The organism is Pseudomonas sp. SZ40 (assembly GCF_052958135.1).
The window spans coordinates 93,424-119,349 of the sequence record NZ_JBQWIF010000006.1; the positions used below are offsets into that span (position 1 = coordinate 93,424).

Sequence of the window (25,926 nt, forward strand, 5' to 3'; positions counted from 1 at the left end):
CGGCAGCGTTACGAACCCTGGGAACGTAACGAAATGTTAGGCGAATCAATCGATTGCGACGGGGCCGATTGTTGCCAGGAGGGCAAGGCTATAACAACTTGCCCGCGAGAGGGGCCGAAAAAACGGGGAATTTAGCTGCAGCGGCGCACCGAATCAGGCGTTCGCCTCGCCCACCCGGGTTTCGCCAGAGGTCATTGAGCGCACTGCAACGGCAGCTGCCGCCACTGTGCCCAGGCGGCCTCCCAGCCGTCGCGGTGCGACACCTGCGCAAGGCTGACGGCCTCCACGCACCGCGCCTCGCCAAGGCCATCGAGGTACTCGCGCAGGACTTCGGCCGGTACCACGCGATCATCGTCGCCCACCAAGTGACGTTGCGCCACATGCGTCAGCCGCTCACGATAATCCAGCGGCTCCAGCGAGCCGGTCAACGGGCTCAACTGGCGCACCTGCACCCAACGACGCGGGCTCAGGTTGCCCGCGAGCGTCTGCACGCTGGCGACATCATCACGGCGGGCGGCGAGCAACAGGGCCAGGGCCGCGCCACCGGAGTAGCCGACCAGTTCGAAGTCACGGTTGCCGTAGCGCGTCTTGATGAGATTGAGGGCACCGTCGAGGCTGGCCAGCACCTCGCTGCCAAAGCGCCGATCCGTCCACAGCGCGGTGTCGCAGGCATCGCTGCGCACGAACTGACAGGGCCGCGCCAGGTACAGGCTCGGTGTGGGATCGGCGAACGCCAGACGAGCCACCAGCAGGTCACGGGGAGAAGGGTCGAGGCTGGGCTGCGAACGGGTCGCCCAGGCCTGACCATCGCCTTCCAGATACACCCGAATCCGCGAGGTGGACAGCGCTCTGCCTGGCGCGCTCAGGAGCAACGGAAAGGGCGTGCTGTCGAGGGTTTGCAGGCGTTGATCCTGCTTGCCCGCCAACTCGTCGAGCTGTTGCAGCGGGGATTGGCAGCCGCTCAATGCAACGCTCAGCAATACGCCAAGAAGCAGCGCGCCCGAGCTCGCGCGGCTGGCCATCAGCATCCCGTCAGCTTCTCCTCACGGCGCTCGTCGGGAAAGAACAATGGCCGCAGACGCACGCCCACGCCATTGCCGATGAACGCTGCCACCAGCCAGAGCCAGCCGTGCAGGCTGCCGGAGGCGATACCGCTGAAGTAGGCGCCGATATTGCACCCATAGGCCAGACGCGAGCCGTAGCCGAGCAGCAGGCCACCGATCACCGCGGCGATCAGCGAACGCAGCGGAATATTCAGGTTCGGAGCGAAGCGCCCGGCCAGGCCAGCGGCCAGCAGTGCGCCGATGACGATGCCGATATCCATCACCGTGGTGATGTCCTCCCACAGCGGTGCGGCAAGCGCCTGCGCATTGCCCGGTTGCTGCCAGAACGCCCAGGCGGAAACGTCGATACCGGAGCCCTGCAGCACCTTGGCGCCCCACAGCGCGAATGCAGACGTGATGCCCCATGGGCGACCGGCCAGCGCCAGGGTGGCGAAGTTGAGCAGCGCCAGCAGCACCGCGCCCCAGATCAGCGGCCAGGGGCCACGCAGGAAACGTTGCCAGCCCTGCTGCTCACTCGGAGCCGCACGCTCCAGGCTGCCATGCCGGCGCAGCTCCAGACGGGCGCTGATTGCCGCGATGGCAGCGAATAACGCGAGGCTGACCAGCAGCGCGGGCACCAGACCCAGGCTAGTGACGATGGAGGTCGGCGGCAGGCTTGGCAGGGCCGACCACCACTCCAGATGATGAGTCGCGCTAACGCCACCGATGATGAAGAACAGCAGCGTCACCAGCATCCGCGCATTGCCACCGCCCACGGTGAACAGCGTGCCGGACGCACACCCACCGCCCAACTGCATGCCGATGCCGAAGATGAAAGCACCGACGATCACCGAAGTACCTGCCGGCGCTACCAGTCCCTTGACCGGCTCACCGAACAGCGTGCCCACAGACAGCGCCGGGAAGAACAGCAGCACGGCAATCGCCAGCATCACCATCTGCGCGCGCAGGCCGGCGCCGCGGCGCTCGTTGAGCAGCACGCGCCAGGCCGAGGTGAAACCGAATGCCGCGTGATAGAGCACAAGGCCCAGAGCACCACCGACGATGAACAGCAGCGCCTGACGGCCACTCACCGCGAAGGTGAGGGCCAGGGCGCCAGCCAGCAGCAGCGCGATGGCGACCAGCGGCGTGCCTGGACGATTGGCCGGCGCGGTGGCAGGAATGGACAAACTCATATAGACCTTCGAATAACCAATTGAAACGGTCGGTTATTTTAGCCTTTCCCAAGCGCCATGGCAGTCATTGGTTAGACCGACTCATGCAGTGCCCATTTCGTCGCGCTATAAGCGGCTGGTCAATGCACCGCTGCAGATCACACCAAGCAAAAAAAGGGGCCGTTCCAGGCCATGTGAAAACGTAGCGAGCGAAGGTCAGGCAAGGCAAAAATCGGCGAAAAGTGCAGTTTACGAGGTGTAAACGAGCATTTTGAGCCGGCTTTTGACGCCGCATGAACGAGCGCAGTAGTTTTCACACAGCCTGGTTCGGCCCCCAGAGGTAAAACGGTGGGCAGTCAGGCCTCGACTTCGATCAGCACCTCGCCCGGGTTGACCCGGTCGCCCTTGGCCACGTGCACGGCCTTGACGGTGCCGGCGATCGGCGCCTGCACTTCGGTTTCCATCTTCATCGCTTCGGTGATCAGCACGGCCTGTCCCGCCTTCACGGTGTCGCCCTCCTTGACCAGTACGTCGACGATATTGCCCGGCATGCTGGTGCTCACGTCACCCGGCGCACTGGCGGTGCGGCGCTTGCTGCCGGTGCCGCCGGCGACGTAGTCGTTGAGCGCTTCGAACACCACCTCTTCGGGCATGCCGTCGATGGACAGGTAGAAGTGCCGCTTGCCCTCGCCCTTCACACCGACGCCGGTGATATCCACGCGGTAACTTTCGCCGTGCACGTCGATGATGAATTCGGTCGGTACGCCAGCCCCGCCGGCTGCCGCCACGCCGCTGCCATCGGGAATCGGCAGCAGCACCTCGGGTTGCAGGCTGCCGGCTTCGCGCTCCTCGAGAAACTTACGGCCGATATCCGGGAACATGGCGAAGGTCAGCACGTCCTCCTCGGACTTGGCCAGGTCGCCGATCTGCCCGCGCAGGTTGGCCATCTCCGGCTTGAGCAGATCGGCCGGCCGCACGTCGATCACTTCTTCACTGCCGATGGCCTGCTTGCGCAGCGTTTCGTTGACCTTGCCCGGCGCCTGGCCGTAGCCGCCCTGCAGGTAGAGCTTCACCTCGTTGGTGATGGTCTTGTAGCGCTCGCCGGCGAGCACGTTGAAGAACGCCTGGGTGCCGACGATCTGCGAAGTGGGCGTGACCAGAGGCGGAAAGCCGAGGTCTTCACGCACCCGCGGAATCTCCGCCAGCACTTCGTTCATGCGGTTCAGCGCGCCCTGCTCCTTGAGCTGGTTGGCCAGGTTGGAAATCATCCCGCCCGGCACCTGATTGACCTGCACCCGGGTGTCGACCGCCGTGAATTCGCTCTCGAACTGGTGGTACTTCTTGCGCACCGCGTGGAAGTACATGCCGATTTCCTGGATCAGCGAGAGGTCCAGGCCGGTGTCGTATTCGCTGCCCTTGAGCGCGGCGACCATGGACTCGGTACCGGGATGGCTGGTGCCCCAGGCAAAGCTGGAAATGGCCGTGTCGATATGGTCGGCGCCCGCCTCGATGGCCTTGAGCTGGCACATCGAACCCAGGCCCGCGGTGTCGTGGCTGTGGATAAATACCGGCAGATCGATCTCGGCTTTCAGCGCTTTGACCAGATCGGCCGTAGCATAAGGCGTGAGCAGACCGGCCATGTCCTTGATGGCGATGGAGTCGATGCCCATGGCCTGCATGGCCTTGCCCTGGGCGACGAAGGCATCGACGGTGTGCACCGGGCTGGTGGTGTAGGCGATGGTGCCCTGGGCGTGCTTGCCAGCGGTCTTCACCGCTTCGATGGCAACGCGCAGGTTACGCACATCGTTCATGGCATCGAAGATGCGGAACACGTCGATGCCGTTCTCCGCCGCCTTGGCAACGAAGGCGCTGACCACGTCATCGCTGTAATGGCGATAACCGAGCAGGTTCTGCCCGCGCAGGAGCATCTGCAGGCGGGTATTGGGCAGTGCCGCACGCAGCTCGCGCAGGCGCTCCCACGGGTCTTCCTTGAGGAAGCGCACGCAGGCGTCGAAGGTCGCGCCGCCCCAGACTTCCAGCGACCAGTAGCCGACCTTGTCGAGCTTGTCGCAGATCGGCAGCATGTCTTCGGTGCGCATGCGGGTGGCCAGCAGGGACTGGTGGGCGTCGCGCAGGATGGTGTCGGTGACCGTGATCTTTCTTGTCATGGTGTGTTCCTCACAGGCCGGCATGGGCGGCGATGGCGGCGGCGATGGCCAGGGCCAGTTCGCCCGGCTTGCGTTTGATCGAGTAGTTCAGCAGCTCGGGATGGTTGTCGACGAAGCTGGTGTTGAAGCGCCCACTGCGAAATTCGTCGTTGGCGAGAATCTGCTGGTAGTAGGTGGCGGTGGTCTTCACGCCCTGCACGCGCATGTCGTCCAGTGCACGGGAGCCACGGGCCAGGGCCTCTTCCCAGGTCAGCGCCCAGACGATCAGCTTCAGGCACATGGAGTCGTAATACGGCGGGATGGTGTAGCCGGTGTAGATCGCCGTGTCGGTGCGCACGCCCGGGCCGCCAGGCGCGTAGTAGCGGGTGATCTTGCCGAACGACGGCAGGAAGTTGTTGCGCGGGTCCTCGGCGTTGATCCGGAATTGCAGGGCGAAGCCGCGGTACTGGATGTCTTCCTGCTTGATGGAAAGCGGCAGGCCGGAGGCGATGCGGATCTGCTCGCGAACGATATCGATGCCGGTGATTTCCTCGGTGATGGTGTGTTCCACCTGCACGCGGGTATTCATCTCCATGAAGTACACCTCGCCCTCGGCGAGCAGGAACTCCACGGTACCGGCGTTCTCGTAGCCCACCGCCTGGGCGGCGCGCACGGCGAGGTCACCGATGTAGGCGCGCTGCTCCGGGGTCAGTTGCGGGCTGGGGGCGATTTCGATGAGCTTCTGGTTGCGCCGCTGGATCGAGCAATCGCGCTCGAACAGGTGCACCACGTTGCCGAAGCTGTCGCCGAGAATCTGCGCCTCGATGTGCTTCGGGTTGACGATGCACTTCTCGAGAAACACCTCGGCCGAGCCAAACGCCTTGGTGGCCTCGGAGATCACCCGCGGGAACGCCTGCTCCAGTTCCTCGCGGCTGTTGCAGCGACGTATGCCCCGCCCACCGCCACCGGAGGTGGCCTTGAGCATCACCGGGTAGCCGATGCGATCACCTTCGCGCAGCGCCTCGGCGATATCCGCCACGTTGCCCTCGGTGCCCGGTGTCACCGGCACGCCGGCCTTGATCATGCTGCGCCGGGCCTCGGTCTTGTCGCCCATGCGGCGGATGACCTCGGCGCTCGGGCCGATGAACCTGATGCCGCGTGAGGCGCAGATTTCTGCCAGCTCGGCGTTCTCGGAGAGAAAGCCGTAGCCGGGGTGCAGCGCGTCGCAGCCGGTTTCCACGGCGAGGTTCACCAGCTTGCGCGGGTTCAGGTAACCCGCCAAAGGGTCGTCGCCAATGCCATAGGCCTCGTCGGCACGCTTGACGTGCAAGGCCTGGCGGTCGGCATCCGAATAGATGGCCACCGACCGAATGTTCATTTCGGCGCAGGCCCGCACGATACGGACCGCGATCTCGCCACGGTTGGCTATCAGGATTTTCTTGATCACGAGCCAGCATCCTCGATCACGTGAACAGGCAACCCTTTAAGGGTCGAGATATGACCGGATAACTCCACCCCGGCTTCAGTCTTAACCCTACTCGGCTGTAACAATTAACCAAAATCAATATTTATTGGGTCATGCATAAGTAAAAACTTATGCTGGGCGAACAAGAATCCACTGGAGTGGTGAATAAAATTCGCAAGTCATTGTTACGTATGACCTTTCGTCAACTTCAGGTGTTTCGGTCGGTGTGCGACAACCGCTCGTACAGCCGCGCCGCTGAAGAAATGGCCCTGACCCAGCCAGCAGTGAGTCTGCAGATCCGCCAGCTCGAGGAGCTGCTCGATCAGCCGCTGTTCGATTACGTCGGCAAGAGGCTGTACCTGACCGAGGCAGCCGAAGCCCTGCAGCGCGCCAGCGAAGACATTTTCGGCCGCCTGGAAAGCCTGGACATGCAGCTGGCCGATCTCAAGGGCTCGCTGCAGGGCCAACTGAGCCTGGCCATCGAGTCCAGCGCCAAGTACTTCATGCCGCATCTGTTCGCCGCCTTTCGCCGCGAGCATCCGGAAGTCAGCCTGCAACTGACCGTGGTCAATCACGCCCAGGCGGTCAGGCGACTGAGCGCCAACCGGGACGACCTGCTGATCATGTCCCAGGTGCCGGCGGACATGTCCCTGGAGTTTCTGCCCTTCCTGAACAACCCGATCATCGCCGTGGCGCCCGCTGATCACCCGCTGAGCCAGGCACGATCGTTGCAGTTACAGGACCTGTGTGCCTGGCCATTGCTGGTGCGCGAACCTGGCTCGGGCACCCGGCGAGCCTGTGAAGAGTACTGTCACCAGAAGCGTGCACATTTCGCCCAGTTGCAAGAGGTGGGCTCCATGGAGGGGCAGCGCGAGGGGGTGATCGCCGGGCTGGGCCTGGCCCTGATACCGCGCCATGCCGTGCGTCGCGAACTGCAACTGGGCGTGCTGCGCGAGTTACCGGTAGCCGAACTGCCCTTGTTGCGCAGCTGGTGCGTGGTGCATCCGCGGGGCAAATACCTGTCGCCGGTCGCCCAGGCGTTCTTCAATTTCGTGCGTAACGAGCGCACGCAGATTGGCGCTCTGGCCGAGCAATTCAGCGGCGCGAGCAATTCGCTGTAGGGATTTCGTATATGATATCCAAAACCCTCACCTAGCGGGTGCCTCAGCGTGCCATTACCTCCCCTGAACGCCCCGAATCTGGGCATCACCCCGTCCGCTTCCGAGGTGATCACCAAGCACCTGCGCGATGCCATCGTCTCCGGCCATTTCGCCGAAGACGAGCCGGTGCGTCAGGACGACATCGCCAAGCTGTTCAACGTCAGCAAGATTCCCGTGCGCGAGGCGCTCAAGCGCCTGGAAGCCGAAGGGCTGGTGGTGTTCCAGCGCAACAAGGGAGCGGTGGTCACGCGCATCTCCGAGCCGGAGCTGGCGCAGATGTTCGAGGTGCGCATTCTCCTCGAAGACAAGGTACTGCGCCTGGCGATTCCCAACATGAGCGAAGAGACCTTCGCCCGCGCCGAGCGCATCTGCGAGGAGTTCATCGGCGAGGAAGACATCGGCCGCTGGGCCGAACTCAACTGGGAGCTGCACGCCTGCCTCTACGAGCCGGCGCAGCGTCCGTTCCTGGTCAGCCTGATCCGCTCCATCCACGACAAATTGGAGCGCTACCTGCGCATGCAGATGAGCCTTTCCGAGGGCAAGGATCGCGCCGACCGCGAACACCGCGAGATCATCGCCGCCTGCCGCGCCCGTGACGTCGAACTGGCGGTCACCCTGCTCGACCAGCACATCATCGGCGTCTGCCGCAGCCTGTTCGAGCACCTGCCCGAGCACCGTTGAATCGGCAGGCTTAAACATACGGAAGCGGCCGTTCAGCAAAATACCTGCGGCTCACGAGATCGCGGGCGTGGCCCACTCCCACACTGAACCGATGGGCACTTGCTACTGCCTTGCAAAGGTTCCTCGAACCGCGACGCCCTAGATCCGGTTCGACGCATCCAGCGCCTTGAGCAGGCGAGCGTCGTGGCCGTAGATATCGGGGCGGAACTGCACCTGCCCGTCGGCGCCGACCTGGGCTGTCCAGTACGCCATCAGGATCGGTACCGGGCGCGGCAGATCGGCACGCAGCGTGCGACCACTGTCCCACTGCCTGGCGATCCGCGCGCGGTCGGTTGGAGTGGCTTCGGCGAGCAACTGATCGACCAGCTCGGTCACCCGCTCGATGCGCACGCAACCTGAGCTGAACAGCCGCGGCAGGTTGTCGAACAGGCGCTGGCTCGGTGTGTCGTGCAGGTACACCGAGAACGGATTTGGGAAGCGGATCGCCACTTTGCCCAATGGGCTGTGAGCGCCAGCAGACTGACGAATCATCACGCGGCCAGGGCGCTCCCAGTCGACGCCACGCGGATCCACCGGATTGCCTTCGTAATCGATCACCTGCATATGGTTGGCGGCCAGATAGCCGGCGGCGTCGCGGCGCAGCTCCGGCAGTTTGTCCTCGCGCAGGATGGTCGGTGGAATCGTCCAGGTCGGGTTCAGGGTCAGGTGAGTGATCCGCGAGCGCAGCAACGGCGTCGGCCGGGCCGGGCGGCCAACCTGGGTGCGTGCCTGCCAGGCGATCGCATGGTCACGCAGGAAGATCACTTCGGCGCCAGCCACGTCGATCAGTACGCTGGTCGGCTCGATCTCGTGGGACAGCCAGCGCAGGCGCTCCAGGTTGATGCGGATCTGATCCATGCGCTCGCTGGCCGAGCGGTTCAGCTCGGCCAGCGTGCCCGGGCCGACCACACCATCGGGCTTGAGCAGGTGGTTGCGCTGGAAGGCCTTGACGGCCTCCACCAGCGCAGTGGAGTACACCGATGTTTCCTCGGCGACCAATGCCGGGGCGCCCTGGGAAAGATCGCCATGCAGTTGCAGGCGCTGCTCGAGCAGGGGCACGCGCCCGTCCACCGCACCAGGACGCAACAGGGTTCCGCCCGGAATCGCCAGCCATTGCGGCAGTGCCTGACGACGCAGATCGGCATAGCGCTGACGCAGCTCCCGGTAGGGGCCGAAATCCGGACGGGCCTGCTCGAAGGCTTGCGCCGGATCGCTCAACCCCGCCTGGGCGATGGCCAGCAGCGGTGCCTGGCTCTGCTCCATGGCCATGCTCTCGGGCTCCCAGAGCGGCTCGACCTGAGACTGCTCCAGACGCCCATAGGCCAGGTCACGCAATGCCTGCAGATAAGCCGTGGTGGCGAGCACCTCGACACAGGCGGAAAGACGTGGCGACGGGCTTTCCACCGCGGCCAGCTCACGCAGCGGCTCAAGATGGTAAGCGCGAGGCTCGAGGCCATCGTCGGCCAGCGTATCCAACTGCGCGAGCAAGGTGGGCAGGTTCTGCTCACTCCACACCGGCTGCGAACCACGCAGCAGATAGAAAGGCTCCAGCCATTCGCGATCCTTGGCGGTAAGGTTCAGGGCCGGCGATACGCAGGTCAGGCTGGGTTCGGCGAGCTGCTGTTCGAGAGGGCTGGGTGGCATGGCATCGGCCACGGCCAGAGGAGCGGTGAGGACCAACGCCCAGGCGGCGGATGAAGTGGGAGAAAACAAAGCGCCGCTCCAATTTACGACAAAGTGAATGACAGCCCGTCGGATTGGCCCGCGGGTCAGAAGATTTCGGCTGCTAGAATCGCGGGCTTTGTTGTGCCCGCATCGCCTGGCGAAGGCTCGACATATCGATGGCCGAAACTCAGAGACTTGAAATGATGACCACGATTCAGCGAATTTGCTTAGCCTTTCTTTGCCTGGCATTGCCCGTTCCGTCCCTGATGGCCGCCACACTGGCTCCCGATCCCCTGCTGGAAAGCCTGTCTGCCAAAGCACCGGCATTGAATCGCAAGGTACTCAACCATGCCATCGACGCCATGCGTTGCGCCATCAATAATGGCGCCGTACCCGCTCAACGACTGGCGGTCATCGATTTTTCCAAGCCCTCCAGCGAACGCCGCCTGTGGATCTTCGACCTGACCAGCAAACGCTTGCTGCTGCACGATCTGGTCGCCCATGGCCAGCAGTCCGGTGAAAATTTCGCCACCCGGTTCTCCAATACCGAAGGCAGCCATCAGTCCAGCATCGGCTTGTTCCGCACCCAGGAAAGTTATACCGGCAAGCACGGCTACTCGCTGCGCATGGACGGCCTGGAACCAGGCTTCAATGATCTTGCCCGCCAGCGCGCCATCGTCATACACCCGGCCGATTACGTGAACCCAGCCTGGATCAAGACCCAGGGCCGAATCGGCCGCAGCCAGGGCTGCCCTGCCGTGCGCCCGGAAGTCGCCCGCATGGTGGTAGACAGCCTCAAGGGCGGCCAATTCATGTTTTCGTACTACCCGGATAAGCGCTGGTTGCAGTCGTCGGCGTTCATCAATTGCAAGCCCGGCCTGGTCGCGAGCATCGTCAGCGCCAAAGAGGGCTGATACGCGGTCGATTGGTGGGTGCCATGCAGGGCGTCAGGAACGGCCTGGACCACTATGCCGATTTCGTCATCACGCCCGCGCAAATCCTTCAAGCCGGGCAGCCCGCCTCGCGTCACCCTGTAACCATTCAATCGGCATACAGGCGCAGCTCCCATGAAACGCATCGAAGTGATCGACTCACATACCGGCGGCGAGCCGACCCGTCTGGTGGTCAGCGGCTTTCCTGATCTCGGCAAGGGCAGCATGGCCGAGCGCAAACAGCTGCTGGCCAGCGAGCACGATGCCTGGCGTGCCGCCTGCATTCTCGAGCCACGCGGCAATGACGTGCTGGTCGGCGCCCTGCTCTGCGAGCCGGTCGACCCTAGCGCCTGTGCCGGAGTGATCTTCTTCAACAACACCGGCTACCTCGGCATGTGCGGGCACGGCACCATCGGCCTGGTGGTATCGCTGGCGCACATGGGGCGCATCGGCGCCGGCGTGCACAAGATCGAAACCCCGGTGGGCACGGTCGAGGCGACCCTGCATGAAGATCGCTCGGTCAGCGTGCGCAACGTGCCGTCCTACCGTTACCGTCAGGCCGTCGAACTGCAGGTGCCGGGCTATGGCTCGGTGCAGGGCGATATCGCCTGGGGCGGTAACTGGTTCTTCCTGATCGCCGACCACGGCCAGCGCATCGCGGGAGACAACGTCGAAGCCCTGACCGCGTATACCTACGCGGTGCAGAAGGCGCTCGAGGACCAGGGCGTTCGTGGCGAGGACGGCGGCCTTATCGACCACATCGAGCTGTTTGCAGAAGATGAACAAGCCGAAGGCTCGCAGCCAAGCGTCGCGAGCGATGAGGAGGCAAGGCGGGAGCTGGCGAAAAAGCGCAGTTTACTGGCTGTAAATGAGCATTTTTCGCCAGTTCCCAACGCAGCATCATCGAGCGCAGCAGCTTCGCTGCGAGCCGACAGCAGGAATTTCGTGCTCTGCCCTGGCAAGGCTTACGACCGCTCGCCCTGCGGCACCGGCACCAGTGCCAAGCTGGCCTGCCTGGCCGCCGATGGCAAGCTGCAACCCGGCGAGATCTGGCGCCAGGCCAGCGTGATCGGCAGCCTGTTCGATGGCTCGTTCGAATGGCAGGGCGACAAAGTGATTCCGACCATTCGTGGTCGCGCCAATATCAGCGCCGAGGCGACCCTGCTGCTCGAACAGGACGACCCGTTCGCCTGGGGCATCCGCCCGTGAACCCGACGCGGGTCGCTGATGTGATCGTCATCGGCGCTGGCATCATCGGCGCCGCCTGCGCCCGCGAACTGGCCCGCCGCGGCCAGCAGGTGCTGGTGATCGATGCCGGTCTGCATGGAGCCACTGCCGCGGGCATGGGGCACTTGCTGGTACTCGACGACAACCAGGCCGAACTCGACATCAGCCGCTACTCGGTGCGCCGCTGGCGTGAGCTGGGCCCGCAATTGCCGAGCGACTGCGCCTATCGCAACAACGGCACGCTGTGGCTGGCCGCCAACGAACAGGAGCTGGCGGCGGCGGAAACCAAGAGCGTCAACCTGCGTGCCGAGGGAATACGCTGCGAAATGGTGCCCGGCCACGCCCTGCAGGGGATGGAGCCGATCCTGCGCGACGGTCTGCACGGCGCCCTGCGCCTACCCGACGACGGTATTCTCTATGCACCGAACACCGCCCGCTGGATGCTCGACGCTCCCGGTATCACACAACGCCGCGCCAAGGTCACGGAGCTGGACGGCAACCGTGTACGCCTCGAAGACGGCAGCTGGCTGAGCGCCGATGCCGTGGTGCTCGCCAATGGCATACAGGCCGTGGAATTGTGCCCGGAGTTGCCCATCGCGCCGAAGAAAGGCCATCTGCTGATCACCGATCGCTACCCGCATCCGGTCACTCACACCATCACCGAGCTGAGCTACCTGACCAGCGTGCACAACAGCAGCGGCGCCTCGGTGGCCTGCAACATCCAGCCGCGGCCGACGGGCCAGCTGTTCATCGGCACCTCCAGGCAGTTCGATACGCTGGACCCCGAGGTCGAGGGCTGGTTGCTGGCCCGCATGCTCAAGCATGCCGCGAGCTATGCGCCAGGCCTGGCGCAACTCAATGGCATTCGCGCCTGGGCGGGCTTTCGTGCCGCCACCCCGGACGGCATGCCGCTGATTGGCGAACACCCTGCACAGCCCGGCCTGTGGCTGGCGGTCGGCCACGAAGGGCTGGGTGTTACCGCCGCGCCGGGTACCGCCGATCTGCTCGCTGCACTGCTGTTCAACGAGGCCGAGCCAATCCCTGCCGCGGCATATTCGCCGCGACGTTACCTGAGCCAAGCTGGAGACCCCGCGCATGCCTGACCTGCATCTCGATGGCCGCCCGCTCAGCGTAGCGCCGGGCACCACGGTCGCCGCAGCCCTGGCGCTGGCCGGTGATGGCAGCACGCGCACCTCGGTCAGCGGCCAGCGCCGCGCTCCCCTCTGCGGCATGGGCGTCTGCCAGGAATGTCGGGTAACCATCGACGGCCTGCGCCGACTGGCCTGCCAGACCCTGTGCCGCGATGGCATGCACGTGGAGACGCGGCCATGAGCGAACAGACTGACGTACTGATCATCGGCGCTGGCCCGGCGGGCATGTCCGCAGCGCTGGCCGCGGCCAACGATGGCGCCCAGGTGGTGCTGCTCGACGACAACCCGTTGCCGGGCGGACAGATCTGGCGGGACGGCGCTCAGGCAAGCATCCCAATCCAGGCACGCCGCCTGCGCGATGCGGTGGATACGCACAGCAATATCCAGCGCCACGCCGCCACTCGTGTGGTGGCACGGTCAGGCAGCCATGGGCTGCTGGTAGAAGACTCCCAGCGCGGCTGGGTGATCGCCTACCGCAAGCTGATCCTGTGTACCGGGGCGCGAGAGTTGTTACTGCCGTTTCCCGGCTGGACATTGCCCGGTGTTACCGGTGCCGGTGGCCTGCAGGCGCTGATCAAGGGCGGCTTGCCAGTAGCCGATGAACGCATCGTGATCGCCGGCAGCGGCCCGCTGTTGCTGGCCAGCGCGGGTACGGCGAAACACAACGGTGCCCGGGTGCTGCGCATCGCCGAGCAGGCATCAGCCGGCTCGGTCGCCGCCTTCGCCCTACAACTGCCGCGCTGGCCGCACAAGCTGTTGCAATCCTTCAGCCTGGTCGACAGCGGTTACCGCCCTGGCACTCGGATCGTCGCCGCGTTGGGCCAGCATCGCCTGGAAGGCGTACGCCTGCAGCGCGGCGACAAGATCGAAGAGCTGGAGTGCGAGCGCCTGGCCTGCGGTTTCGGCCTGATTCCCAATGGGCAACTGGGGCAGGCCCTCGGCTGCACGCTGGATAACCACGCCATCAAGGTGGATGCCTGGCAGGCCACCGATGTGGCCGGCATCTATGCCGCGGGGGAATGCACCGGCTTCGGCGGCAGCGAACTGGCCTTGGTCGAGGGCCGCATCGCCGGCCATGCCGCTGCCGGTAACCGCGGGGCAGCGCAACGTCTCTGGAAAGGGCGCGCACGCTGGCAGCGCTTTGCCGATGAGCTGAACAAGCGATTCGCCCTCGACCCGGCACTAAAACGCCTGGCCGAGCCGGATACCCTGCTGTGCCGCTGCGAGGACGTGCCCTACGCCGCCGTCGCCAGGCACGGCAACTGGCGCGAAGCGAAACTGGCGACCCGCTGCGGAATGGGGGCCTGCCAGGGCCGGGTATGCGGTGCAGCCACGCAATACCTGTTCGGCTGGCAGCCAGGGGCGCCCCGCCCACCGTTCGGACCGACCCGAATCGATACGCTGATGCAACTGGAAGGCCCATTCCAGAGCCACCAATAGTGGCAATGAATCTCATTTTCGAAAAGGTGTTCCAGCGCTCCATCAAACGGTAACAAACCGGGTAGTGCGGTAACGCTTTCTGTAGCGAAAACCCGAGCCGAAAAAACCTGAAAACACTAAGTAATTGAAAAATATAGATATTCTAAAATTGGCACAGGATATGCTCTATGTTCCGCACAACAAAAATAACAAGACACATCTGATAACAAGAACAAGACAACGGCTCTAGCATAAGAAAGACAAAATCGCAGAGACGCAGCTAACTGATTTCTTTGGAGAGGACCGCCCTCGGGCTTGTACCGCAACCGGGTCGAGAACAATAAAACTGCTTTGCAAGGCAGCGACAGACGGGTTGGATCTCAGGATCACGGCAACATCAGCGTCCAAACAAATCCGTTCGCTCTTGGCCCCCATTGGGGGCCGCGGCTAAAAACAAGAACAAAAGGCCGGTAGCACTAATAAGAACGATGATTCGAACAAGATTTAGGGGAGCCTCGGCTCCCCTTTCTGCTTTCTGGCGCTCAGCCTTGTTTCCCTTCCATGCTATGGCCAGTTCCCTTTCCTAATCCAAGTACCCCAGGAATTGCCGCTGGGCCGCATCTCTGCGTCTTGTGGATAACTCAGGTCTTATCGTAGGAGCCGGGGCGCCTAGCCCTTGCCAGCGATTGATGGCCATAACGCGCATCTACTTATGGCCACCACAGCATCGCCCGCAAGCGGGCTCCTACAGATTGCGGAGTACTCACGCGATTCTATTGGGAGCCGCCATCGCATTGCAGGGAGGCGGGGCACCAAGCAATGTGGGTAACTCTCATGTCCCTGCTTTGAGGCGAATGCCTCAGGCTTTCGGTCACTCGAATCACAGGCATGAAAAAGGCCGCATCCCCTTCCGGGCGATGCGGCCTTCGTTAGCGTGCAGGTGAGCTTACGGCAGCGCGTAGGCGATCACGTAGTCACCGCGGTCCGGCGACTGACGGGCGCCACCGGCCGTTACCACGATGAACTGCTTGCCGGTCTTCGGCGACACGTAGGTCATCGGCGTGCCCTGGCTGCCTACCGGCAGGCGCTGTTTCCAGACTTCCTTGCCAGTGCCGCTATCGAACGCGCGCAGGTAGTAGTCCTGCGTACCGGCGAAGAACACCAGGCCAGACTGCGTGGCCAGGGAACCGCCCAGGGTCGGCATGCCCACCGGCATCGGCAGGCGCATCTTGATGCCCAGCGGACCGGTGTCTTCCACGGTACCGACCGGTACCTGCCAGGCGATCTGCTGGGTCTTCATGTCGATGGCGGTCAGCGTGCCGAACGGCGGCGCCTGGCAGGGAATGCCAGCCAGCGACAGGAAGCGGTTCTTGTTGACCGCATAAGGCGTGCCCTTGAGCGGCACCGCGCCCATACCGGTATTGACGGCTTCGCCACCGGACGAGGCCGGACCGCGATTCTGCGCCGGAATCATCTGCACCCACAGGCCAAGACGCATGTCGTTGACGAAGATGTAGTCATTGACCGGGTCGGTGGACAGGCCACCCCAGTTCATCCCACCCAGTGAGCCGGGAAAGCTCAGCGACACGTCGGTGCCCGGTGCGGTGTACAACCCCTCGTAGCGCATCTGCTTGAAGGCGATGCGGCAGAGCATCTGGTCGAACGGTGTGGCGCCCCACATATCCGACTCGGTCAGGGTCTGCGCGCCGATCTGCGGCATGCCCACCGACAGGGGTTGTTTGAGCGCGTATTGCTCCCCCTTGATGTCCGCCGCCTTGACCGCCACTTCCGCCACTTCGGTCAGCGGCTGACCGGTAGCACGATCGAGCACGAATATCTGCCCGGCCTTGGTACCGATCACCACCGCAGGCACCTTGCTGCCATCAGCCTTGGGGAAATCGATCAGGCTGGGCTGCATCGGCAGGTCGAAATCCCAGAGATCGTTGTGCACGGTCTGGTAGACCCACTTTTCCGCACCGGTGGTGGCGTCCAGGGCGAGGATCGAGGCGCCGTACTTGTGGTTCAGCTCGGTACGCTCGGCACCGTACAGGTCGGTGGACGGGCTGCCCATGGGCAGGAATACGGTGTTCATGGCCGGATCGTAGGACATCGGCGCCCAGGAGTTCGGCGTGCTGCGCACGTAGGTCTGGCCGTCGGCCGGGGCCTGACGCTCCTCAGGATTGCCCGGATCGAACGCCCAGCGCATGGCGCCAGTGACCACATCGAAGCCACGAATCACACCGCCAGGCATGTCGGTCTGCACGTTGTCGGCCACACGCCCGCCCACCACGACGGTGGTACCGGCCAGCAGTGGCGGCGAGGTGAGCTGGTAGTGGGGATCCGGCGCAGCACCCAGACCGGCCTTGAGGTCGACCTGGCCATTCTCGCCGAAGCCTTCGCAGAGCGCGCCGGTGTCGGCGTCTACGGCGATCAGGCGGGCGTCGATGGTGTTGGTCAGCAGACGACGACGGCAATTGGCGCCTTCGGCGATAGCCACGGTCGGCACCGCGACGGCACCCGCAGCATCAGGCTGCTGCAGCGGTGCATCGGCGTCGAAGTAGGCCAGGCCACGGCAACGCTGCCAGACCGAAGCCTGAGCGTTGATGTCGTTACGCCACAGCTCGCTGCCGGTATCGGCGTCGAGGGCGATGATGTTGTTGTGTGGGGTGCAGATGAACACCTTGTCACCCACCTGCAGCGGAGTGAGCTGATCCTCGGCGCCATTACCATTGCTCTCCGCCACGTCACCGGTGTGATACGTCCAGGCGACCTGCAGGTCCTTCACGTTGGCACGGGTGATCTGATCCAGGGCGGCGAAACGGCTACCGCCAGCGGTGTTGCCGTAGTGTTCCCAGTTCTTCTGGGCCTGGGTCGGGTCGACCGGCTTCACGGCCGGGCCATCGCCGTTCGCCGCGACGGTGGGGTGAGCCAGGAAGGTACCGCTGAAGCTGGCGATCAGCGCCACCGCCAGTACGGCTGCCAACCCGTAGGCACCACGCCCGCCGCGTGCGCCTGCCGCTTTCTTCAGGGTCGGGTAGATCAGCGCGACGACCAGGCCCATCACGCCAAAGGTGAACAGGCGAGAGAACAATGGCCAGAACACCAGGCCGACATCGACCAGCGCCCAGATCACGGTACCGAGCAGCGCCAGGGCGAACAGCCAGGCGCCGGTGGGCTTGCGAGCGGCGATCAGCACACCACTGGCCAGCACGGCCAGGCCCATGCTCAGGAAGTACAAGCTGCCGCCGAGACTGGCCAGATAACCACCACCGCCCAGCAAGGCAAGGCCGACCAGGGCGATCAAGACGCCGACGATCAGCAATAGTGCACGCGTGCCGCGCTGGGCACCTTTACCCTCATTCATCGTTTTATCCTGTTTTGTCACGAACACAGAAACACAGCATCGACGCCACCACCCCTGAGGATAGTCGCCAATACTGTTTGTAATAATTGGTATGCGTACCAGTGTGCACCGAAACGGGACGCGTCGCACCCGAAAATTAACCAAACGGTACATTTTCCTGCGTCAATCCGACGCGGTAGGCTCAGCGCCACCTGATCAGCCGCCACCCGCCATGCAAACTCTGCTGCCCACCGCCCTACATCAAGATTTGCCTGCGCTGATCACCAGCCTGCGGCAGATCGAGCCGCTGCTCGACGCCCTGCCCGAGGTGGTGTTTTTCATCAAGGACAGCCAAGCCCGCTACGCGCTGGTGAACCAGACGCTGACGCAGCGGCTGGGCTTCAAGAGCAAGGCCAGGCTGCTCGGGATGACCGCCGAACAGGTGTTCCCGGCCAGCTTCGGCCCCTCCTACACGGCGCAGGATCGCCGGGTACTCAAGGACGGCAGCCAACTCGCCGACCAGTTGGAGCTGCATCTCTATTACGGCAATCAGCCCGTCTGGTGCCTTACCCACAAACTGGCACTGCGTAACCACGCGGGCGAGATCATCGGCGTGGCGGGTATTTCCCGGGATGTGCAACTGCCGCAATCGAGCCACCCGGCCTACCCGAAACTGGCGGCGGTGGACGCCCATATCCGCGAGCATTTCGCCCGGCCGATCAGCCTGGCCGAGCTCACCGGCCTGGCAGGCCTGTCGGTGGCGCAGCTGGAGCGCCACTGCAAGCGCATCTTCCAGCTCACTCCGCGGCAGATGATCCACAAGGCACGCCTCGGTGAGGCCAGCCGCCTGCTGCTGCAGGACCTGCCGATCACCGAGATCGCCCTGCGCTGCGGTTACACCGATCACAGCGCCTTCAGCCGCCAGTTCAGGTCGCTGACCGGGCTGACACCCAGCCAGTTCCGGGACTCGCACAGGGACTGATACCGGCGCTGTTCCGAAACGGGGCGCTCGACGCTACACATCGCTCCCTTATGTAACACCCCGCCTGCACTGAACGCCGCACCCTCCCCTCTATTTTCCGCCAATCCCTCGGCCCGTGGGCCGCTCAGCGACGAGCCAAAGAACAGGCACAGCCATTGCATATCAAATATCGTATACGAAATTTCCTATAACCAGCGTCTGCACAGTTTCGAGGCCCCTATGAAGAACCCCGCTTTTGCCGTAGCCCTCAGCGCAGTACTCAGCACCACACTGATCGGCACCGCACACGCCGACAAGCTCGACTCGATCATCGAATCCGGCAAGCTGCGCTGCGCGGTGACCCTGGATTTCCCACCCATGGGCTCGCGTGACGACAAGAACCAGCCGGTCGGCTTCGACGTCGACTACTGCAATGACCTGGCGAAAGTGCTCGGCGTCGATGCCGAAGTGGTGGAGACACCGTTCCCGGATCGCATCCCGGCGCTGGTTTCCGGCCGCGCCGACGTGATCGTAGCCTCCACCTCCGACACCCTGGAGCGTGCCAAGACCGTTGGCCTGACCGTGCCCTACTTCGCCTTCCAGATGGTCGTGCTGACCCGCGACGACACCGGCATCAACAGCTATGCCGACCTCAAGGGCAAGCCTGTGGGTAACACCAGCGGCACCTACGAAGCCATCGCTCTCGAGAAGGACGTGAAGGCGTGGGGCGACGGTACATTCCGCGCCTACCAGTCGCAGAACGACACCATCCTCGCCGTCGCCCAGGGCCATATCGCTGCCACCGTAGTGACCAACACCGTGGCCGCCGCCACCCTCAAGTCCGGCAAGTACAAGGGCCTGAAAGTGGTCGGCGATGCGCCCTACGTCGTCGACTACGTGTCCCTGGCGGCCAAGCGTGACGAGTACGGCCTGATCAATTACCTCAACCTGTTCGTCAACCAGCAGGTGCGCAGCGGCCGTTACGACGAGCTGTGGAAGAAGTGGGTCGGCGACGAAATCAAGCCGGCCAACCTGACCGTGCCGGGCGTGTACTACTGATCAACCGCCATTCCTAGGGTGGGTCGAGGCGCAGCGCCTGACCCGCGCGGCCCGACCCACCCGACCAGCAACACCCACGATTTCATGCTCGCGCGCCCCATGGCGCCGGGCTTTTCATTCACGCCTGGAGCCATCGATGCCAACAGTCGCTGACCATCCCTCGCCCCACCTGCCAGCCTGCGCCATTCAGGGCCGCAGCCTGGTCGCCGGGTGCGCCGAGGGTGAGTTGCTGTTCGCCGAGATGGGCCTGAGTTTCTGGGGCGGCGTCGACCCGTTCACGGGCGAGGTGATCGACCGTCATCACCCGCTCAGTGGCGAGAACCTGGCGGGCCGCGTACTGGCGATTCCCAGTGGTCGCGGCTCCTGCACCGGCAGCAGCGTGATGATGGAGCTGCTCAGTGGCGAGCATGCCCCTACCGCGCTGGTGCTGGCCGAGGCCGACGAGATCCTTACCCTGGGTGTGTTGGTGGCCGAACTGCTGTTCCAGCGCTCCATCGCCGTGCTGTGCATCGGCCATGAAGCCTTCACCCGCTTGCGCGGCCAGGCTTACGCCCGACTCGATGGAGAACGGCTGCACCTTTATCCACAACCCCCTGCCGATGCGCGGCCGACAGGTGTGGCTTCGATACGTCAGCAGCCGCTGTTCGCCAGCGCCCTGCAATTGAGCGAAAGCGACCGTGCCCTGCTAGATGGCAGCCATGGCAAGGCGGCACAGGTGGCCATGCAGTTGGTGCTGCGCATGGCCGAACTGCAGGGCGCCAGCGAATTGCTGGATATCACCCAGGCGCATATCGACGGTTGCATCTATACCGGCCCGGCCAGCCTGCGCTTCGCCGAGCAACTGGTGGCCTGGGGGGCCAAGGTAAGGGTTCCCACCACCCTCAATTCAATCTCCGTGGACCAGCGTCGCTGGCGTGCACTGGGCATCGACGCCGCATTCGGCGAACCAGCCAGTGCACTCGGTGATGCCTACATGGCCATGGGCGCCCAGCTCAGTTTCACCTGTGCGCCCTACCTGCTGGACAGCGCACCCGCCCGAGGCGAGCAGATCGTCTGGGCGGAATCCAATGCGGTGGTCTACGCCAACAGCGTGCTTGGAGCACGCACCCTCAAATATCCCGATTACCTGGATATCTGCATCGCCCTCACCGGCCGTGCGCCCAGGGTCGGCTGTCACCTCGACGAGCACCGCATGGCCAGCCTGCAGATACAACTGCCAGAGCTCGCCGAGCTGGACGATGCCTTCTACCCGCTGCTCGGCTACCACGTCGGCCTGCTCTGCGGCAGCGGCATTCCGCTGGTACGCGGCCTGGAACAGGCTCAGCCGAGCCTGGACGATCTCAAGGCCTTTGGCGCCGCCTTCGCCACCAGCTCGGCAGCACCACTGTTCCATATCGCCGGGGTGACGCCGGAAGCCAGGCACCCGGAGAACGTTATCCACAGCGCCGAATCGACGCCCACCGAGCCGGTCACCCTCGCCGATCTACGGCGCAGCTGGGACGAACTCAACAGCGCTGATGAAGCCGAGGTAGGCCTGATCGCGCTCGGTAATCCGCACTTCTCGCTCAGCGAATTCGCCCACCTCGCGCACCTGTGCGTGGGCCGCAGCAAGCATGCTCAGGTAAGCCTGGTGATCACCTGCGGTCGAGCGATTCTCGAGCAGGCTCGCGCGGCCGGCTACCTGAGCGTGCTGGAAGCCTTCGGAGCGACGCTGGTGACCGACACCTGCTGGTGCATGCTCGGCGAGCCGGTGGTGCCGACCCGTTGCCGCACCCTGATGACCAACTCGGGCAAATACGCCCATTACGCGCCCGGGCTGGTCGGCCGTTCGGTGCACTTCGCCAGCTTGGCCGAGTGCGTCGACGCCGCCTGTTCGGGCCAGGCCAGCGGCCGTCTGCCGCGCTGGCTGCAACCGGCTTCCCCTGTGGAGAACCCCACGCATGTTTGATTACACCTTCCATTGGCGCCAGGCATTCAAGGCTCTGCCCGACATGCTCGCCGGCGCCTGGGTGACGTTCGAAACGGCCGCCCTGTCGATGATCTTCGGCGTGTTCATCGCCCTCGCCCTGACGGTGATGCGTGAGCTGAAGAACCCCGTGGCCCGCGGCTTCGCCAATGGCTGGGTATCCATCGCGCGCAACACGCCATCGCTGTTCCAGATCTACATCCTGTACTTCGGCCTGGGCTCGATGGGCTGGCACGTCAGCTCCTGGGTCGCCCTGCTGGCCGGCATCACCTTCAACAACGCCGGCTACCTGGCGGAAAACTTCCGTGGTGGCCTCAAGGCGGTGCCCGACACTCAGGTGCGTGCTGCCCGCTCGCTGGGCATGAGCGCCTTTCAGGCCTATCGGATGATCGTCGTGCCGCAGCTGCTGCGCATCGTCTTCTACCCGCTGACCAACCAGATGGTCTGGGCCGTGCTGATGACCTCGCTGGGGGTGATCGTCGGCCTCAACAACGACCTTACCGGCGTCACCCAGGACTACAACGTCAAGACCTTCCGCACCTTCGAGTTCTTCGCCATCGCGGCGGTGCTGTATTACCTGATCGCCAAGGCGATCGTAGCGGTTGCCCGGCTGCTGGCCTGGCGCCTGTTCCGTTACTGAGGAAGCACGCACATGTTCGATACCAGCTTCACCTGGAACGATTTCCTCTACCTGCTCGACGGTGCCTGGGTCACCCTGCAGCTGACCTTCTGGGCCATCCTGCTGGGCTCCTTCGCCGGCCTGCTGTTCGGTCTGTTGCGTGCCCTGCTGCCCCGCGCCACCCTGCCGCTGGCCTGGGTACTCGACGTGTTTCGCAGCGTGCCACTGCTCATCCAGTTCGTGCTGTTCAACTCGTTCAAGAGCATCGCCGGCATCGATATCAGTGCCTTCGCGGTGGGCTGCATCGTGCTGGGCATCTACGCCGCCGCCTACTTCACCGAGATCGTGCGGGCCGGTGTGCTGTCGGTGCCGTTCACCCTGCGCCGCGCCAGCCGCTCGCTGGGCATGAGCTATGTGCAGGACCTGCGCTACATCGTCCTGCCGATGGCCACGCGGGTGGCCTTCCCCGGCTGGCTGAACCTGGTGCTCAGCGTGATGAAGGACACCGCGCTGGTCATGTGGATCGGCATCGTCGAGCTGCTGCGCGCTTCGCAAACCATCGTTACACGCATTCAGGAGCCGCTGCTGGTGCTGTGCATCGCCGGCCTCATCTACTACGTCATGAGCCTGGTGGTCGCCCAACTGGGCGCCCGTCTGGAAAGAAGGTGGCAGGAAAATGATTGAGATCGACAACGTATACAAATCCTTCGGCGACCTCGAAGTGATCAAGGGCGTCAGCCTGACCGTCAACAAGGGTGAAGTGGTATCGATCATCGGCGGCTCCGGCTCCGGCAAATCGACCCTGCTGATGTGCATCAACGGCCTGGAGTCGATCAAGAGCGGCAGCATCCGCGTCGACGGCACCGAAGTGCACGCCCCGGGCACCGACATCAACAAGCTGCGGCAGAAGATCGGCATCGTGTTCCAGCAGTGGAACGCCTTCCCGCACCTCACGGTGCTGGAAAACGTCATGCTGGCGCCGCGCAAGGTACTCGGCCTGAGCAAGCAGGAAGCCGAGGCCATCGCCGTCCAGCAACTGACTCACGTGGGCCTGGGCGAGAAGCTCAAGGTGTTCCCCGGCAAACTGTCCGGCGGCCAGCAGCAGCGCATGGCGATCGCCCGCGCCCTGGCCATGAGCCCCGACTACATGCTGTTCGACGAGGCCACCAGCGCCCTCGACCCGCAGCTGGTCGGTGAAGTGCTCGACACCATGCGCATGCTCGCCGAAGACGGCATGACCATGGTGCTGGTGACCCACGAGATTCGCTTCGCCCGAGACGTGTCCGACCGTGTGGCGTTCTTCCGCAACGGCCTGGTGCACGAGATCGGCGCGCCCGAGCAGGTGCTCGGCAACCCGCAACGACCGGAAACCGCCGACTTCCTCAAGTCGGTTCACTAAAGAGGACTGCCCCGTGCGCTCCAGCAAAGTCATTCATGTGGTCAGCTGCCATGCCGAAGGTGAGGTCGGCGACGTCATCGTCGGCGGCGTCGCGCCACCACCTGGCGATACCCTGTGGCAGCAGTCGCGCTGGATCGAACAGGACGACTTCCTGCGTAACTTCGTGCTCAACGAACCGCGCGGTGGCGTGTTCCGTCACGTCAACCTGCTGGTGCCGGCGAAGAACCCCAAGGCGCAGATGGGCTGGATCATCATGGAGCCGGCCGATGTGCCGCCGATGTCCGGTTCCAACTCGCTGTGCGTGGCCACCGTACTGCTCGACAGCGGCATCCTGCCGATGACCGAACCGCAGACGCGCCTGACCCTGGAGGCCCCCGGCGGCCTGGTGGAAGTGATCGCCGACTGTCGCGACGGCAAGGCCGAGCGGGTCGAAGTGAAGAACGTACCCTCGTTCGCCGACAAGCTCGACGCCTGGATCGAGGTCGAAGGCCTGGGTTCGCTGCAGGTCGATACCGCCTACGGCGGCGACAGCTTCGTCATCGCCGATGCGCGCCACCTGGGGTTTGCCATCCAGGCCGATGAAGCAGCCGATCTGGTCGCCGTGGGCCTGCGCATCACCAAGGCCGCCAACGAGCAGCTCGGCTTCCAGCATCCGCTGAACCCGGACTGGAGCCATATCTCCTTCTGCCAGATCGCCGCTCCGGTGGTTCACGAGAACGGCATCGCCACGGGCGCCAATGCGGTGGTCATCCGCCCCGGCAAGATCGACCGCTCACCCTGCGGCACCGGCTGCTCGGCACGCATGGCGGTGCTGCATGCCAAGGGTCAGCTGGCGGTGGGCGAACGCTTCATCGGTCGCTCGATCATCGGTTCCGAATTTCACTGCCGCATCGACTCGCTGACCGACGTGGCCGGCCGTGCGGCGATCTACCCCTGCCTATCCGGCCGGGCGTGGATCACCGGCACTCACCAGCACCTGCTCGACCCGAGCGATCCCTGGCCAACGGGCTATCGCCTGTCGGACACCTGGCCGGTGGAGCTGAAGCTGTAAGGACCCGTTCATGAGAACTTGTTCATGATTTTTCAGCCCAGGCTCGTCGATTTTGGCAGCTCAGTGGCGAAAGCGTCCATCGGCGCAGTATCTGTGGGAGCGGGCCATGCCCGCGAAAAATCACGGGCATGGCCCGTTCCCACAATGGACCAGCGAAGGACGCTTCTGCCTTGTAGCTGCCGCTTCAGGTAAACAAAGATCGTGAACAGGCTCCAAGACCTGTTGAAAACTTGAAACTGCCGGTTCGCCGGCGCAACGAACCGGGCGCCATGCCCACCAACGGAAAACGGACGGCCTGCTACGGCCATCTGCTTTCGTATACGAAATACTTTTACCCTGCCCAGGAGGCAACACCATGAGCAGCAACATCTTCACTGGCACCATTCCCGCCCTGATGACCCCCTGCACCGCCGACCGCAAGCCGGACTTCGACGCCCTGGTGCGCAAGGGCAAGCAGCTGATCGAGGCCGGCATGAGCGCGGTGGTCTACTGCGGTTCCATGGGCGACTGGCCGTTGCTCACCGAAGCCCAGCGCCAGGAAGGGGTGGCACGCCTGGTCGCTGCCGGCATCCCGACCATCGTCGGCACCGGTGCGGTGAACAGCCGCGAGGCGGTTTCCCACGCCGCCCACGCCGCCAAGGTTGGCGCCCACGGCCTGATGGTCATCCCGCGCGTGTTGTCCCGTGGCGCTTCACCGGCCGCTCAGGAAGCGCACTTCGCCGCCATTCTCGAAGCCGCGCCAGAGCTTCCGGCGGTGATCTACAACAGCCCGTACTACGGCTTCGCGACCCGCGCCGAGCTGTTCTTCAAGCTGCGTCGCAAGTACGCCAACCTGATCGGCTTCAAGGAATTCGGCGGCGCCGCCGACATGCGCTACGCCGCCGAGCACATCACCTCGCAGGATGAGGACGTGATTCTCATGGCCGGCGTCGACACCCAGGTGGTGCACGGCTTCGTCAATTGCGGCGCGACTGGCGCCATCACCGGTATCGGCAACGCCCTGCCGCGCGAAGTGCTGCAACTGGTCGAGCTGAGCAAGAAGGCCGCCAAGGGCGACGCCGTTGCCCGCCGCCTTGCCCTGGAGCTGTCCGAGGCGCTGAACGTGCTGTCGTCCTTCGACGAAGGCACCGACCTGGTTCTCTACTACAAGCACCTGATGGTACTGGGCGGCGACCAGGAATACGCCCTGCACTTCTACGAAACCGATGCCCTCAGCGACGCCCAGCGTAACTATGCGGAGACGCAGTACAGGCTGTTCCGCCAGTGGTACGCCAACTGGTCGGCCGAAAACAACGCCGCCTGATCGCTGCAAGTCGGCCGGGTGCCTCCAGCGCATCCGGCCGAGCGGGCTCGTGTCCATCGACCGCTTGCCGATTTCGCCGAACAGATTCGTTTGCCTGCCGGCAGCCGCTATCCCGTTCGCGCGT

At 64.1% G+C, this 25,926-nt stretch carries 21 protein-coding genes; 15 read left to right on the forward strand and 6 right to left on the reverse strand.

Translation table 11 applies throughout. The features are described from left to right. Positions 1-191: 191 nt before the first annotated feature. The 4 genes from ACT9T4_RS07510 to ACT9T4_RS07525 all read right to left on the reverse strand — a co-directional run bounded on the left by ACT9T4_RS07510 (position 192) and on the right by ACT9T4_RS07525 (position 5,809). Entirely contained in the window at positions 192-1,028 is an 837-nt protein-coding gene (locus ACT9T4_RS07510) for an alpha/beta hydrolase (RefSeq protein ID WP_179539391.1), read from the reverse strand. Beyond that, entirely contained in the window at positions 1,022-2,236 is a 1,215-nt protein-coding gene (locus tag ACT9T4_RS07515; RefSeq protein WP_179539392.1) for a YeeE/YedE family protein, read from the reverse strand. Before ACT9T4_RS07515 ends, ACT9T4_RS07510 begins: the two co-directional genes overlap by 7 nt. A 335-nt stretch (positions 2,237-2,571) precedes the next feature. Continuing rightward, on the reverse strand, positions 2,572-4,383 hold the full coding sequence (gene oadA, locus ACT9T4_RS07520; RefSeq protein WP_499116293.1) for a sodium-extruding oxaloacetate decarboxylase subunit alpha: 1,812 nt from the start codon (positions 4,381-4,383) through the stop codon (positions 2,572-2,574). A gap of 10 nt (positions 4,384-4,393) precedes the next feature. Beyond that, the gene (locus tag ACT9T4_RS07525; protein ID WP_042555897.1) at positions 4,394-5,809 is read right to left on the reverse strand and encodes an acetyl-CoA carboxylase biotin carboxylase subunit; all 1,416 of its coding nucleotides are present in this window, start codon (positions 5,807-5,809) and stop codon (positions 4,394-4,396) included. Between the two features lie 188 nt (positions 5,810-5,997). On the opposite strand from ACT9T4_RS07525, the gene ACT9T4_RS07530 reads away from it, so the two are divergent. After that, entirely contained in the window at positions 5,998-6,948 is a 951-nt protein-coding gene (locus ACT9T4_RS07530) for a LysR family transcriptional regulator (protein ID WP_042555989.1), read from the forward strand. A gap of 48 nt (positions 6,949-6,996) precedes the next feature. Continuing rightward, positions 6,997-7,668: a GntR family transcriptional regulator gene (locus tag ACT9T4_RS07535; protein WP_042555896.1), complete on the forward strand. Its 672-nt coding sequence runs from the start codon at positions 6,997-6,999 to the stop codon at positions 7,666-7,668. Between the two features lie 138 nt (positions 7,669-7,806). Here the strand turns inward: ACT9T4_RS07535 and ACT9T4_RS07540 are convergent, their stop codons facing one another. Further along, entirely contained in the window at positions 7,807-9,420 is a 1,614-nt protein-coding gene (locus ACT9T4_RS07540) for a L,D-transpeptidase family protein (RefSeq protein ID WP_156152776.1), read from the reverse strand. Between the two features lie 152 nt (positions 9,421-9,572). Here ACT9T4_RS07540 and ACT9T4_RS07545 point away from each other — a divergent pair, with 152 nt between their 5' ends. From ACT9T4_RS07545 to ACT9T4_RS07565, 5 genes are all read left to right on the forward strand, one after another. After that, positions 9,573-10,286 (forward strand): murein L,D-transpeptidase catalytic domain family protein, encoded by a 714-nt coding sequence (locus ACT9T4_RS07545; RefSeq protein ID WP_042555895.1) that lies wholly within the window; start codon positions 9,573-9,575, stop codon positions 10,284-10,286. A 153-nt stretch (positions 10,287-10,439) separates the two neighbouring features. Then, on the forward strand, positions 10,440-11,513 hold the full coding sequence (locus ACT9T4_RS07550) for a proline racemase family protein (protein ID WP_042555894.1): 1,074 nt from the start codon (positions 10,440-10,442) through the stop codon (positions 11,511-11,513). Next, the gene (locus ACT9T4_RS07555) at positions 11,510-12,634 is read left to right on the forward strand and encodes an NAD(P)/FAD-dependent oxidoreductase (RefSeq protein ID WP_042555893.1); all 1,125 of its coding nucleotides are present in this window, start codon (positions 11,510-11,512) and stop codon (positions 12,632-12,634) included. The genes ACT9T4_RS07550 and ACT9T4_RS07555 overlap by 4 nt, the downstream gene beginning before the upstream one ends. Then, positions 12,627-12,863 carry a 2Fe-2S iron-sulfur cluster-binding protein gene (locus ACT9T4_RS07560; protein ID WP_042555892.1) on the forward strand — a complete coding sequence of 79 codons (237 nt, stop codon included), beginning with the start codon at positions 12,627-12,629 and terminating at the stop codon, positions 12,861-12,863. The genes ACT9T4_RS07555 and ACT9T4_RS07560 overlap by 8 nt, the downstream gene beginning before the upstream one ends. After that, positions 12,860-14,122, forward strand: a complete 1,263-nt coding sequence (locus tag ACT9T4_RS07565; protein ID WP_042555891.1) for an NAD(P)/FAD-dependent oxidoreductase — start codon at positions 12,860-12,862, stop codon at positions 14,120-14,122. The genes ACT9T4_RS07560 and ACT9T4_RS07565 overlap by 4 nt, the downstream gene beginning before the upstream one ends. A 925-nt stretch (positions 14,123-15,047) precedes the next feature. Here the strand turns inward: ACT9T4_RS07565 and ACT9T4_RS07570 are convergent. Beyond that, positions 15,048-17,465, reverse strand: a complete 2,418-nt coding sequence (locus ACT9T4_RS07570) for a glucose/quinate/shikimate family membrane-bound PQQ-dependent dehydrogenase (protein WP_042555890.1) — start codon at positions 17,463-17,465, stop codon at positions 15,048-15,050. 211 nt (positions 17,466-17,676) lie between these two features. Between ACT9T4_RS07570 and ACT9T4_RS07575 the strand changes: the two genes are divergently transcribed. From ACT9T4_RS07575 to ACT9T4_RS07610, 8 genes are all read left to right on the forward strand, one after another. Next, positions 17,677-18,426, forward strand: a complete 750-nt coding sequence (locus tag ACT9T4_RS07575; RefSeq protein ID WP_042555889.1) for an AraC family transcriptional regulator — start codon at positions 17,677-17,679, stop codon at positions 18,424-18,426. 219 nt (positions 18,427-18,645) lie between these two features. Next, the gene (locus tag ACT9T4_RS07580; RefSeq protein ID WP_042555888.1) at positions 18,646-19,464 is read left to right on the forward strand and encodes an ABC transporter substrate-binding protein; all 819 of its coding nucleotides are present in this window, start codon (positions 18,646-18,648) and stop codon (positions 19,462-19,464) included. 136 nt (positions 19,465-19,600) lie between these two features. After that, positions 19,601-21,412, forward strand: a complete 1,812-nt coding sequence (lhpI, locus tag ACT9T4_RS07585; protein WP_499116298.1) for a cis-3-hydroxy-L-proline dehydratase — start codon at positions 19,601-19,603, stop codon at positions 21,410-21,412. Continuing rightward, a complete protein-coding gene (locus ACT9T4_RS07590; protein WP_042555886.1) occupies positions 21,405-22,070 on the forward strand; it encodes an amino acid ABC transporter permease in 666 nt (221 codons plus the stop codon). Before lhpI ends, ACT9T4_RS07590 begins: the two co-directional genes overlap by 8 nt. Positions 22,071-22,082: 12 nt before the next feature. Continuing rightward, entirely contained in the window at positions 22,083-22,733 is a 651-nt protein-coding gene (locus ACT9T4_RS07595) for an amino acid ABC transporter permease (RefSeq protein WP_042555885.1), read from the forward strand. Continuing rightward, positions 22,726-23,448: an amino acid ABC transporter ATP-binding protein gene (locus ACT9T4_RS07600; protein ID WP_042555884.1), complete on the forward strand. Its 723-nt coding sequence runs from the start codon at positions 22,726-22,728 to the stop codon at positions 23,446-23,448. Before ACT9T4_RS07595 ends, ACT9T4_RS07600 begins: the two co-directional genes overlap by 8 nt. 13 nt (positions 23,449-23,461) lie before the next feature. Beyond that, on the forward strand, positions 23,462-24,499 hold the full coding sequence (locus ACT9T4_RS07605; RefSeq protein ID WP_499116301.1) for a trans-3-hydroxy-L-proline dehydratase: 1,038 nt from the start codon (positions 23,462-23,464) through the stop codon (positions 24,497-24,499). Between the two features lie 355 nt (positions 24,500-24,854). Further along, positions 24,855-25,802, forward strand: coding sequence for a dihydrodipicolinate synthase family protein (locus ACT9T4_RS07610; RefSeq protein ID WP_499116303.1), 948 nt, complete (start codon positions 24,855-24,857; stop codon positions 25,800-25,802). Positions 25,803-25,926: the final 124 nt, after the last annotated feature.

Excerpts from the sequence above, each read along its gene's own strand:
- ACT9T4_RS07510 (WP_179539391.1), bottom strand. The coding sequence starts at position 1,028 with ATGCTGATGGCCAGCCGCGCGAGCTCGGGCGCGCTGCTTCTTGGCGTA.
- ACT9T4_RS07515 (WP_179539392.1), bottom strand. The coding sequence starts at position 2,236 with ATGAGTTTGTCCATTCCTGCCACCGCGCCGGCCAATCGTCCAGGCACG.
- oadA (WP_499116293.1), bottom strand. The coding sequence starts at position 4,383 with ATGACAAGAAAGATCACGGTCACCGACACCATCCTGCGCGACGCCCAC.
- ACT9T4_RS07545 (WP_042555895.1), top strand. The coding sequence starts at position 9,573 with ATGATGACCACGATTCAGCGAATTTGCTTAGCCTTTCTTTGCCTGGCA.
- ACT9T4_RS07550 (WP_042555894.1), top strand. The coding sequence starts at position 10,440 with ATGAAACGCATCGAAGTGATCGACTCACATACCGGCGGCGAGCCGACC.
- ACT9T4_RS07560 (WP_042555892.1), top strand. The coding sequence starts at position 12,627 with ATGCCTGACCTGCATCTCGATGGCCGCCCGCTCAGCGTAGCGCCGGGC.
- ACT9T4_RS07565 (WP_042555891.1), top strand. The coding sequence starts at position 12,860 with ATGAGCGAACAGACTGACGTACTGATCATCGGCGCTGGCCCGGCGGGC.
- ACT9T4_RS07570 (WP_042555890.1), bottom strand. The coding sequence starts at position 17,465 with ATGAATGAGGGTAAAGGTGCCCAGCGCGGCACGCGTGCACTATTGCTG.
- ACT9T4_RS07575 (WP_042555889.1), top strand. The coding sequence starts at position 17,677 with ATGCAAACTCTGCTGCCCACCGCCCTACATCAAGATTTGCCTGCGCTG.
- ACT9T4_RS07580 (WP_042555888.1), top strand. The coding sequence starts at position 18,646 with ATGAAGAACCCCGCTTTTGCCGTAGCCCTCAGCGCAGTACTCAGCACC.
- lhpI (WP_499116298.1), top strand. The coding sequence starts at position 19,601 with ATGCCAACAGTCGCTGACCATCCCTCGCCCCACCTGCCAGCCTGCGCC.
- ACT9T4_RS07590 (WP_042555886.1), top strand. The coding sequence starts at position 21,405 with ATGTTTGATTACACCTTCCATTGGCGCCAGGCATTCAAGGCTCTGCCC.
- ACT9T4_RS07595 (WP_042555885.1), top strand. The coding sequence starts at position 22,083 with ATGTTCGATACCAGCTTCACCTGGAACGATTTCCTCTACCTGCTCGAC.
- ACT9T4_RS07600 (WP_042555884.1), top strand. The coding sequence starts at position 22,726 with ATGATTGAGATCGACAACGTATACAAATCCTTCGGCGACCTCGAAGTG.
- ACT9T4_RS07610 (WP_499116303.1), top strand. The coding sequence starts at position 24,855 with ATGAGCAGCAACATCTTCACTGGCACCATTCCCGCCCTGATGACCCCC.